The 12045-nt window shown below is 36.9% G+C and carries 12 protein-coding genes; 3 read left to right on the forward strand and 9 right to left on the reverse strand.

From position 1 onward, the window contains the following. Window positions 1–346: 346 nt before the first annotated feature. Window positions 347–1348, reverse strand: a complete 1002-nt coding sequence (locus EQG49_RS00075; RefSeq protein WP_165964689.1) for an IS30 family transposase — start codon at window positions 1346–1348, stop codon at window positions 347–349. 382 nt (window positions 1349–1730) lie between these two features. Between EQG49_RS00075 and EQG49_RS00080 the strand changes: the two genes are divergently transcribed. From EQG49_RS00080 to EQG49_RS00090, 3 genes are all read left to right on the forward strand, one after another. Further along, window positions 1731–1970: a hypothetical protein gene (locus EQG49_RS00080; protein ID WP_133362031.1), complete on the forward strand. Its 240-nt coding sequence runs from the start codon at window positions 1731–1733 to the stop codon at window positions 1968–1970. A gap of 234 nt (window positions 1971–2204) precedes the next feature. After that, the gene (locus EQG49_RS00085) at window positions 2205–3050 is read left to right on the forward strand and encodes a ParA family protein (RefSeq protein WP_133362032.1); all 846 of its coding nucleotides are present in this window, start codon (window positions 2205–2207) and stop codon (window positions 3048–3050) included. Between the two features lie 15 nt (window positions 3051–3065). Next, window positions 3066–3341: a hypothetical protein gene (locus tag EQG49_RS00090; RefSeq protein WP_133362033.1), complete on the forward strand. Its 276-nt coding sequence runs from the start codon at window positions 3066–3068 to the stop codon at window positions 3339–3341. A 385-nt stretch (window positions 3342–3726) separates the two neighbouring features. Here the strand turns inward: EQG49_RS00090 and EQG49_RS00095 are convergent, their stop codons facing one another. The 8 genes from EQG49_RS00095 to EQG49_RS00125 all read right to left on the reverse strand — a co-directional run bounded on the left by EQG49_RS00095 (window position 3727) and on the right by EQG49_RS00125 (window position 11824). Then, window positions 3727–4008, reverse strand: a complete 282-nt coding sequence (locus tag EQG49_RS00095) for a hypothetical protein (RefSeq protein WP_133362034.1) — start codon at window positions 4006–4008, stop codon at window positions 3727–3729. 18 nt (window positions 4009–4026) lie between these two features. Further along, window positions 4027–4608 (reverse strand): hypothetical protein, encoded by a 582-nt coding sequence (locus tag EQG49_RS00100; protein WP_133362035.1) that lies wholly within the window; start codon window positions 4606–4608, stop codon window positions 4027–4029. Between the two features lie 33 nt (window positions 4609–4641). Then, on the reverse strand, window positions 4642–4830 hold the full coding sequence (locus EQG49_RS13545; protein ID WP_165964690.1) for a hypothetical protein: 189 nt from the start codon (window positions 4828–4830) through the stop codon (window positions 4642–4644). Between the two features lie 101 nt (window positions 4831–4931). Continuing rightward, on the reverse strand, window positions 4932–5225 hold the full coding sequence (locus EQG49_RS00105) for a hypothetical protein (protein ID WP_133362036.1): 294 nt from the start codon (window positions 5223–5225) through the stop codon (window positions 4932–4934). 78 nt (window positions 5226–5303) lie between these two features. After that, the gene (locus EQG49_RS00110; protein WP_133362037.1) at window positions 5304–6017 is read right to left on the reverse strand and encodes a hypothetical protein; all 714 of its coding nucleotides are present in this window, start codon (window positions 6015–6017) and stop codon (window positions 5304–5306) included. Window positions 6018–6369: 352 nt separating this feature from the next. Further along, a complete protein-coding gene (locus EQG49_RS00115) occupies window positions 6370–7512 on the reverse strand; it encodes an acyltransferase family protein (protein ID WP_133362038.1) in 1143 nt (380 codons plus the stop codon). 156 nt (window positions 7513–7668) lie between these two features. Beyond that, complete coding sequence (locus EQG49_RS00120; protein ID WP_133362039.1) at window positions 7669–10563, reverse strand: YfhO family protein; 2895 nt, start codon at window positions 10561–10563, stop codon at window positions 7669–7671. A 265-nt stretch (window positions 10564–10828) separates the two neighbouring features. Then, window positions 10829–11824: a helveticin J family class III bacteriocin gene (locus tag EQG49_RS00125; protein WP_133362040.1), complete on the reverse strand. Its 996-nt coding sequence runs from the start codon at window positions 11822–11824 to the stop codon at window positions 10829–10831. Window positions 11825–12045 lie beyond the last annotated feature (221 nt).

The following is a 12045-nucleotide window of genomic DNA, read 5'->3' on the forward strand; positions in this document are numbered from 1 at the left end:
GACTTCTTACATTATTATCAATATAGTTATTAATTATACCACGAAAAAAATTTGTGTCTACCCTTTTGTCAACCCCTTGACAAAATGTTGAAATGCCGTTTTGACGGGGTGTTGCATATGGCAAGGTGTTTTCGGGTTCGATATTATGTAAACCTCGTTTTTGTCGGTGGATGTCAATAGATAGTGCATAAGCTTTTTTTACGAAATTTAGAAATGTCTTATTTTTGGCTTTAAATAGGCATTTCTAGAGCTATCGTCAAATATTACATTTATGTAACATTCCCTTTTCCTTGTGTCTAAAGCCTCCTAATTCCTTGGTGCACACTTTCAGGGAACTTAAATTCCATCATTTTTTTGCTTTGAGCATTGCCTTTCTAGCTTTCTCAAATTGGTGTTGTGGACTTTTCCAACCTAATACTCCCATTGGTGCATTATTCATCCGTCTCACACCATAACTGACAATATTTTGGGTCACCTTTCTTTGAACTTTTCGCTTTGGTACATAACGTCTTAAACGACCATTCCGATTCTCGTTTGTTCCCCGTTCCTGTGGTGAATAGGCATGTGAATACCAAATTTTGACGTTATATTCGTGTTTTAGTAGCCTAATAAATGCGTAACTAGTGAATTCAGAGCCACGATCTGTTGTTATCGACTTCACTGAGTCTTCGTATTGGGACATAAATGTATCAACTGCTAGTTTGACTGATGAAAAAGTTTTGTCAGGAACTAATACCGCCGCAAATAATCGTGTTTTTCGTTCCACAAATGTATAAATAATCTTCTTTGAGTTGATTACTTCCACTCCATCAGCTTCCCAGTGTCCAAACTGTTGCCGACTATTGACTAGTGCTGGCCGATTGTCAATTGAGTGCGTAACAAAAAGACTCTTATCCGGCCGAGCCTTAGGCATGTATTTTACTTTTCGCGGACGTCTACCGAAATATAAATCATTTTCGGTGAAGTTTTCAAAGCGTCCTTGATAAATCCAACTGTATATTGTGACCGTACTAACCCCAATATTTTTAACACCCATCGTTATTTGTTGGGGCGACCAATCTTTCATCAGGTAATTTTCGATCTTCTTGACTCTTGCTTTAGTTGCCTTAGTCTTTACACCTCGTAATCGTTTGTTTTCAACTGCAACTCGATCCGCGTAACTCGCATCATACGGAAATAAATTTAAATCAAAGTGCACATCTTGACGACGGTAACTACGATGTACTTCCCGTGAGATTGTTGATTGGTTCCTTCTTAACTTTCGTGCAATTTCTGATTGGGTATACCCTTCTTTCAAAAGTACCTCAATTTCGACCCGTTCATATGAACTTAACGTTTGGTATTTCATTAACATTTTTCTCCTTTGTATCTTTTATCCTTGCGGACAAGTTTTATTTTGACACTCTTGACGTCTTTGTTAAGGAAATACTAAATGATTTGTGCGTTTATTTTTTTGCACGTTAACCGCCATGCTTTTAGCTTTTATTATCTACGCCCTAGTAATAGTAATAACTAGTAGTAGTAACGTGCGCATATTTTAGACTAGTGAAGACTGCAAATCTTAGACCGTTGTAAAACTCATATCTTAGACTGGTCAAATATCTGCATATCACCCTCGGTAAAGCAGGAAGAATTACTTTCCCAACCAATACAAGCGTGATACCATTATTGATATTGAAATGACTTTTTGATGTACATATCTTATTTTAAACTTCGGAGGTTTTGAAAAAATGGCAACGAGTAAATGGACATCAGCACAACAAAAAGCTGACAAAAACTATTTAGCTGATGAAGCACACGCACGACGTAAAAAATTAAACAGTTATAAATCGGCTGCGAAAAGATATATTGAACTTAGTGATAATGTACAAGAATTAACTGAATACATGGAAATTCAACAAGCTCTGTTTGAAAAACGATTAAAAGAACTAACAGTTACGGATACAGAACAATTGGATAACGACAAATAAACCGCTGCTTAAGTGCAACGGTTTTTCTTTTCGATTTTTCTAGTCTTAGACTATTGACTTCTTTTGTAGTCTAAGACTATACTGTGACTACAAGTTAATTTGTAGACGAATCACAAAGCTGTGAATTAACAAATTAACTTGTAATACATTAACTAATCAATTTGTAACAAGTTAACTAAACAACTAATTAATTAGTGATTAGTCTACTTGTTAATTTAATAACGGGGTGAACATATGAGCAATTCAACTGAAACATTCGGCCTAACTGTTGGTACTGATAAAGGTGGCACAGGCAAGACAACTAATACCATGCACTTTAGCTATTGGGTTTCACGACACTATTCAAACGTCGTTAACCGTAACCTTCGTGTCTTACTACTTGACCTAGATTACCAAACTAATTTGTCACAGCGCTTCAACGTGTACGCAACTGAGCATACCGCAGCTGGCATCTTTAATCCCCACTATGGTGACGTTAAAATTGTCAAAGTCCGTGAACATATTGACCTGGTACCTGGTTCAGTATTCATGTCGGCAATCAACAAAGAAATTGATAGTGAGCCCAACAAACTCTGGTTAATTTACAACTGGATTAAAGAGAACGTTAATCCTGATGCGTATGATTTTATTATCTATGATACGCACCCAGATTTTGAAAATACCATTCAGGCGGCATTACTCGCTTCGGATAACATTTTGATCCCAATAGAACAGGATGAAGATAGCCAAGGTGGTGCCGACACAATCTTGATAAACATCAAGAATCTAAAACAAAAAATGTATAACCACAAGTACGGTGTTTCAGAAGTTACGGTTAAACCAATTCTATTAGCTAATAAAATGCACCATAATACGAAGCTTTCGCGTGAACTCAAAGCAAAGATTGGCGAAGTAGAAAATCTTCTAGCATACGTGCCTTTCCGTACCGTCTTCGATACCGCGCAGAAAATGAAAATGACGGTTTGGGAATACTATGAGGCCTACCCTAAGCTGCTGGATAGTTCCGCCAAGAAGTTCTTACAAGAACTTGATACCGCCTACCAAACTGTATTTGACGCAATTACTGACGGTCAATTGTAAGAAAGGACAATGAAGATGAATTTTGATAAACAAGTAGATAACAAACCACTCGCAACCAATGGCCAACAAATACATGAACAACTGGCCAATAGTGTCCAGCCAATGCAAAAAATTAAGGTACCAGCTACTACTATTCGAGTTAAAACATCAACTCGGGATACCCTCCAATTACTTAAAACAGTAATTGATAGCAAAACAATGTTAGAAATTGTTGATGAAGCCGTGACTGATTGGGTGCTTAAAAATGGTTATGAAGAAAAGGTTCAGCAATTACGTGACCTTACTCAGTAATTTGTTAACTCGTAGATTTGTAATTTGTCTACAAATTAACATGTATATTAATTATGCGTTTGCAAGTCTACAAGTTAATTAGTAGACTTGTAGACAAATAACATTAAGGAACTTATCAATATGGTTGACCGAATTTTATATGTAGTAACAATGGTGGCACTTGTTGTACTGTTCATTAGCATATACATGCTCTATATCTCGCCGTACAGTGGCATGACAGCTCTCCAAGTTATATTCCAATATCATGACAAGGCCGGTATCACAGGCGTTGTCAGCGTGCTGGTACTGATTGCTTCTACAGTCTGGCGAAAATTTTTTATCAAATAAAAGAGACTGTCACTCATCCATAGGGATATTGTGGCAGTCTCTTTCATTTTTTATCTACCTAAACAGAGGCCCTTTCGTGAGCAAATAATATATACATAAATAAATGAACAGAATCATTGACAAGCCCACCATTAATAAAAAGAATGCCTGCCTTTTTAAAAAGCTCTTTGTCCCTCACTTTCATATAATTGTAGACAGTGCCTGTCCAAAATCCTAATAATACAAGAGCAATACTTACCCAAGAAATTACAAAGTTAAAGTAACTCCAAAGTTCAAATTGAAGAAACAACAATATAATAAGTTCCGATATTGCTATAATTCCCCATCTAAAATTCTTCATCGTACACGTAGTTCATTTTTAGTCTACTTTTATTTTTTTCGTAGCCCGCACAATTCTAAAAATCAAAATGCTGTGGATACAAATTTCAAATGGTAACATTATTACAATCACCAGAATCCACATTTTTCTGCCCGGTGCTGAAACCCATAAACCATAGTCGGCTAAGACTGACAAAATAAAGAGCGGTATTAAAAACAGACATTCATAAATGTGTATTCTTTTGCGCGTTGCGTATTCGCTAATATTAATAACCGCACTATTATCTAATGCTGAATATATTTTTTCACTTTTACTAGCATCGTAGGTTATTTCCACAATTTCTGAACGACTTGAAACATCCGCAACATCTACATAAAGAAGTCTTCCAAATCCGCTGCTATCTTCCGTGAAAAAACCTACAATCACAAATAAAATATAAAGTAAATATCCCACCAAGGTCGTTGACCCGTTACTTATTTCAATTCTAAATGAGTCAGCGCTGAGTTCAAAAATCTCGCGCTTACTTATATTTTTTTTAATCACAACTTTTTCGTCTACATAAATTAAAAGTCTTTTGGGTACCTGTGATCCATAATTCTTATCATTTAAAACTAGTCTCATTTAACTATCCTTTTGTAAAATAAATGAGGCACCTTATTTTATTGCTTTCTTTGCATCACGGACAGCATACCAAGCTGGTATAAAAAAAAGACTCTCAAATGCCAGAATTCCTAACGTAGTCCATAATCCTGATTCAAAACTACTACTTGTTAAACCAAAAAATAGCGCTACTGAAGCAAAAACAAATACTACAGGTGCCAGGAAAAAAATTTTCCACATCATAATTCGATGCTTGGTAGAAATCTTTTCATACCTAATTCTCGCTGAATTATCTGGTGAGTTAAAAATTGCCCAAGTATTTTGAGAGTCATAATCAATGTTTACTATATCTGATGTTGCTTCACATGAGCAACATCGTTGAAGAGAAAATACAATCTGCCTCTGCCAGCAGCAGACATATGCCCCGTATTCACCAATATAAACGAGAATATAAAACCTATTAATGAGCTAAAGTTTGTATATCCTTCCCTAATATTGATTGTAAATTCTTTTTCCTCAATTTCGACTTTTTCAGTTGTCGTCAAAACTTTATTTAAAATAACTTTGTGATTAGCAACTACCGTAACCACATCTTGAACGTCACTGTTGCCGCTTTTGAGACTAATGTTTAATTCCACATTTTCCACCCCATTTTGAAGTCAAACCAATCAAAAAGCGCGATGGCAATCATTCTCGATTCCAATCACGCTTTCATATTAATCACTCACTGTATTTTTAAGTACAACAAATGCGGCTTTACCACCAACTGTGTAATTAGCCACTTTAATATAACCGACTACACCATTCGCACCATCGGTTTGGTTAATTTTTTGAATCTTTCCCGCTTTAATAGTTAAACGGTAAGCGTTCTTCAACTTAACATTCTTCAAACCCTTAACATTTTTCTTGTAGTACACGTACGTCTTCTTACCAGCTTGCTTGAACTTGGTAATTTTAACGGCTTTTTGACCATTATATTCGAGATAATTGTCCGAAGTTAATACAAGATTTTTGTAAGGACCGGCAACTTTACCAATTTTGATTTGCTTGCCAGAAACCTTCGATGGCGCCTTAACTAATTTAAAGTTACTTTTGGCCAACGCAACCTTGCTTGCGTTCACATAAGTAGTCCCTTTATTTTTAGTTACTTTAGTGCTGAGGACATCAGTGTTGAGATATGCGTAAACCTTACCCTTAGATTTGCTTACCTTACTAATCGCAAGTACAGTTCCCTTTTTGACAAAGAAGGTTTTATTTGGCTTCTTTGCATAAGTGGTAAAGCCAACTGCTGTTTTTTTCGTAGCTTTAACAAAGCTCGTCTTTTTAGCGCTAGTCAAGTAATTGCTACTTGCGGCGTGTACACCAATTGTTGGTACCGTAGCAATTAAAGTACCAGCCGCAACTAATCCCAATAATACGTTGTTTTTCATGATAATTAGTATCTCTCTTTCTTTATTGGAATAGAATACACCTAACTGACTTGCATTCCAATAATAAAGCCTTAGTTATTTTTTGATTAGATATCATCCTAATAGAGACTATCATTATCCACTAATCACATGAGCAAATGTTAATATGTAATCCTAATAAAATTAGCATATTTTTGTAAAATATTAAAAAAAGCAAATGACCATCGCATTGACCTTTTACTAAAATAAATTAATTAAGCAAGAGCACTCTTTGGAATACGCTCTGCTGCACTACCTTTTTCACAAATAAAAATGCTAAACAAAAAAGCCCAATAAGTCGAAAATTCCGACTTATTGGACTTAACATTAATTTTTACTGACCTCTAGATTTAAAGTGCGCCGTAATCTTATCAATTGTACCAATAACGAACCGATCAACGATAACGTTCACTGGTCGTAACACTAAATAGACCAACGTTCCTACAAGATAGATTGCAACGACAACAAATATTCCATACAAAATAATATGCATTGATGAGTAACTTGCTGCCCCATGGAACACTCGTTGGTACATGAACCGTGAGCCTAAAGCTGGTGTACTTTGCAGTAAATAAACGCCAATGCTTGCTTTACCTAAAACACTAATCACTACATTATTTTTCATCGTGAATTTCGAGAATAGAATAAACAGTGCCACCGCTAATAACAACATCATACTGGAAGAATTCCGCCCAACGAAGGTGTCGGCCTTCCACTCTAAGACATTTGTAATGACAAAATGTAGCGATGAACCAGGCATCGTTTTAGCCTTTAAAATCAGAACCGTTAATCCAGTTGTAACCGCGACAATTCCGAAAATTGCGGCGAGAATTTGCTTGATTTTGAAACGCTTGTAATCTTCTGGGAACATTCGCAGATACCCACCAACCAAGTAAACGAACATGAACCACACAATATGCGAGTAGCTCATACCTGCTCGACTGTAAAAAATTGGCCAAATAACGATTGGTAAGGCACTAATAGCCAGCATAACCCGATAACGCTGCTTTGACAGTCCTTGTACGGCATGATTAAGCAGCGGAATCAACATATAAAGCATTGAATATACTGAGATAAACCACCAATTTCGATAAATCACTGGGAATAAGGCATGGATAAATTTCAAAATATCGAATTCACTACCGCGAATATGGAATGGGACCACCACGCCTAAATACATCACTAACGACATAATCGTGACTTCCATCCACAACTTCACCAGACTCTGCCATTTCGCATGCGACTTAATCATGAAATACCCAGTAATCATAACAAACAGATTGACCCCGGTTTTTCCACCCATTCCAATGACAAGTGTTGTAATCCGATTCAGTCCTAACAAATTATGAAAGTGCCAACCTGAGTAGATTGTATAGTGATATAACACAATCATCGAAATCGCTAGTACACGTAGCCATTCAAAATTTGCCAGCCTGACCTTCCTAGTACTAGCCGCCTGTATCGTTTGATTTTCCATTTAAACTTTCCCCATTCCGTACTTCCTCATTAACTTTAAAATTTAGTATATCATCTCAAATTACACTTTATTATGAAGTAACAGATTAATCTAACTTTCTTCACACGAACATCAAGTTCAATAGTGACTATTACGCTACTTAATTAATATCGTGTTTTACTTTTTCCGACGTTTAATTCCAACTAATACAATTACAAGTGCTACTAATAGTGAAAGCAAGCTCGTTATTATCCCCAGCTTCAATCCTGGTGTTTGATATTTGAGCTTAATCTTATTTGCTCCAGAAGCAACTTTTAAGCCAATAAAATCATTATTAACTCGTTCAATTTTTGTTGCATGATCATTCACAGTTGCCCGCCAACCATTTGAATATGGAATGTTTGTAACTAGGTACCCCGCCTTGGGTTTATTCACCATTCCTGTCATGCCCGAATAATCTGCGCGTGTAACTGTCATTGCATTTTGTTGATTTGTCTTAATATCTTGTAGAACATGTTGGTTTAAATTGCAGCGTACGATTCGTAATTTAAACGTATACGTCCCATCACGGTTGAAGCGGAACCGAATATAATCTAAAGTTTTATTAGTGATACCTAGGTTAAACGTAGCTTTATCACGTTTTTCATACATGGCCCCTTTGGAGGGTTCTGCTTGCTCTAGGTGTGCAACTCGCTTAGAGTTATTTGCCTCAACTTGCATTCCAAAAGTTTTATGAAAGTCTAATAGCACGTGACGGGTAGCAATGTATTTACCTTGCCAGTGTTTGACAGATAAACGTCTAGCATCTAACTTAGCTTGCGCAATATTTGATAGCGCTTTAAACTGTAAGTCATCAATGTAGACATGTGTTTCACCTAAGCCAGCAGTAATTGTTGCCGGTAACTGCACTTTTGTGCCCTTACGATACTTAATCATGACTTGTGCGGTATCGTTATTAATTGGTTTTACCATGACTTTTGTGCCATTTGGACGTTGCGTTTTGTAACCTACTGGCTTGGCAGTACTTACATTTGCCATTTTAATCATTTGCGCAGCGTTCTTAGCTACCTTTTTATCATTTACACCAACGTTAGTCAGTAATAATGTATCCGAGTACTTACTAAGGGCATCCGGTGCTTCATATGCTTTATCAGCAGCCATCCAGTACGCAACTGGCTGCGCCATAGTATTCTTCAATAAGATAGACTTACCTGCAATATTCTTATCAACCTGAACATACTGCTTTATCTTACTCAATGAAGTTTTACGATTGGCAAGAATATAATCGGCCCCTAAATAGCTTGCGACTACAAACCGATTATCGGCGCTCCCAATTGGTGCAACTTCCCGATAATTCGGTAATCGTAGTTGATTTTTCCCAAAATCAACCATAGAGGCGGGTACCGTTGAATAATAATCATTCACCAGATACATATCACCAGGAAAAATGTTCAACATGCTGTTACGCGAGCGCGGCAAGAGATAACCGACCGCTTGTGTAACTTTGATTAACTGATTAGTCCCAGTTTTACGCTGAGCTGGTGTGGCTAAATTCGCAAAGAACTTATTATATCCCGTCGGATCACTAGTTCGTTGTTTAACGGTCTGTGTGCGTAATAGACTCACGGAACTATATGTCAGTGGATCGTATAGTTGCGACCCAACCGTTAGCACAAGCATTCCAACAAAAAAACCGGCAAACAACGTTTCATGCTTAATCCATTTGCCTTTACCTGGGTTAAAAATCAGCAATGTGAAAATTACTAATCCAATTAGTTGGGTATATACCGAATAATTGTTAATCGGGAAGAATATATTACTTACTGCCAATACAATCAAATAACCAGCCAGTATTTTGACAAAGGTACCCTTCTCACTCGCCGTAACAGACTTTCGATTAGTTAATAAATGCATGGCGCCAAATGACGTTAGAATATTCACAAAGAACATCCAGCGGTTTGTTGCCAAGTTACCCAATGACATCAGCACACTGGTTATTGGAAAGAGCAGTAACCCATACACGATGAACATCATCCGGGCTTGAACTTTCAGTTGTTTGCGTTGGACAATTAACCAGATTGTTCCGATTAATGATAACGCACTTACACTACCTTGAATCCAGTAGATACTTGGTGAAATTGTATTTTTTAAACCCAGTGGCATTGATAATAGTTGCACATAATAACGTAATGGATAAAATGCTGTCAGATTCTCAAAACCAGTTCCCACACGTGATGATTGACTCATCATTGTCATCGTTGGCCATAATAGTACCGCGGATAATCCAACCCCTAGTACGATGTAACCAATCAATTGTGCCCAGTCGAAAAGCCATTTAGTATTGCGATAATTTATTAGATACGTTGTTAAGGCATAAATACCAACAATAATTGCTAGAATAATCGCCCAATAAAAATTACTTGTGAACGCTAGCGCAATGACAACGCTCAACCATAGTCCTTTCTTAGTCGCAAAATAACGTTCAACTAAGACCAGCAACAACGGTAAAATAATCATTGCATTCATAAATAACGGTTGGACTAAAGTAGCGTAAACGCCAAACGCTGAAAAAACATATAATGTACTCCCAAGCGCCGCAATTTTTGGTGAAAATTTAAACTTTGCTGCCATGTAATTGAAAGCAAACGCTGCCGCTACAAAACGCAACAACACAATAATTTCATAGCCTAATAACGTATGTGCCCGATTAAAAAACAACATGAGATAGCCAAACGGATCACCCACAATATAATATGAAAACGTATTGAACCAATCACTCCCATTAGCAATCCGCCAATCCCATGTCCCGAACGCTTTTGGATGCTGTAAGAACTCTACTAGATACTGATGGAATTGAGCATAGACGTTAATATGCTGATTGAATGAATCACCTTGCGCAACCAGTGACGTGCCACTTAGAAGCAGCAATCCAAACGTCAATCCCATTGTTACAACTAGCATAATGGTTAACCATACCCCATGCTGTTTCGTATATTTATTTAATTCCCCATACTTCAACAAATCCATATCTCCTTCACTACTAACTAAATACCCATTTCGAGTCACTTGCATTCAATATATTCGCCCATCGCACACATTGTCAATAATTTCGGTTATATTTTCGATTCTTAATGTAATAATAACTATCGTTACGTCATAAAACCAAGAATAGCATACGAGGGCGTTTTTAGCGCCCTATTTGTTTCAAAATCGCTCACAAATTACCAGATTTTTTTGGAATAGTGTTTTCGGCATTTTTGTAATATTCATTGCACAAATATTGAAAAATAGCTTCACAAATCTGCATTAGATTCATGAAGCTATTTATTAATTATGATTAAAAATCAGAGCTTGGGAATGACCATATATGGAATCGTTCGTCAATGGGATTATCTGAATCTGTGATACCAAAGTAAACTCGATTATCTTTAATCTGTATACCCTCTGTCTCAGATTTATGATCCTTAAATTCCGGATTTTGAGCTTCAACACTTGTCTGTGAACCACCAGTGTGACTCATTCGTCCAAATTCTGGAAAATCAGCAGAACCGCCTCCACAGACATAAATACTATCCGCATTTGTTAATTCAACACCTTGACATGATCCATGAGGTAAAAAGAAATCTTTAGTTTCTGAATATTCATGATAGACCACTGCGGCTCGGACTTCGGCATCATCACATGCAATTGTTTTTCGACCAGCAATTTCCGCAGCATCTAATGCTACATTGATGGCATTGAAATCATAAATTGTATACCGAATCGTTCGCGTTTCAGATGGATACATTTTATAGTTATTCTCTGCCCATACTAACATATGTCCATTATCTGATGATAATGCTGAATCAGCTCTATACAAGTGACCAAACGAAGACCCATCTTGTGAGGCGCGCGCCAACGTTATCAAACGACTAACATCAGTATAGTTGATAGTTTTTCCAGCCACGTATTCTACACGGCCTAGTTGATCTGCCCAATCTTCATGCTTTTCTTCATCCGGTACATTGGTATTGAAATTTGTTCCCACCCAGAAATAATCATGTCCGTTATGTTGATACCATGAGAGCGTTTGTGTATGACCAACATTATTCATGCGCATACTATCTTGATATGTTGCAGTCGCCGGTGATGTTGAATCGTCAATTAATAACCGGTGAATATAGTTCACATCAACATGTGTATCCGGATCATCTGGGTTTTCATCATGTTTTTGTAATGCATATACATAAGTCGAACCCACATAATAACGTTGAATTGTGTTAGTCCAGTGCATACCATGGATTTGAAATTCTAACCGCGCTGAAATTACTTTTGGATCTGGAAAGTCTGCCATAAAATTTTCTCCTTTGCCTAAACAGAATTGTATAAGAACAACATTGAAATAATCTGGAAACATTAATACTATTAACAAGGTATTAACATACTTAACTTTACACTTTGAGTGTGAAGTATTTGCACTTAATGTGTAATAAAAGAGTATGTTCTGTGTGTTACCCGGCCTATAAGCTGAAATAAGGCGTTACTGGTAACACCATAATTTCATTTGACCAACTG

This window comes from Periweissella cryptocerci (genome assembly GCF_004358325.1).
Lineage (GTDB): Bacteria > Bacillota > Bacilli > Lactobacillales > Lactobacillaceae > Periweissella > Periweissella cryptocerci.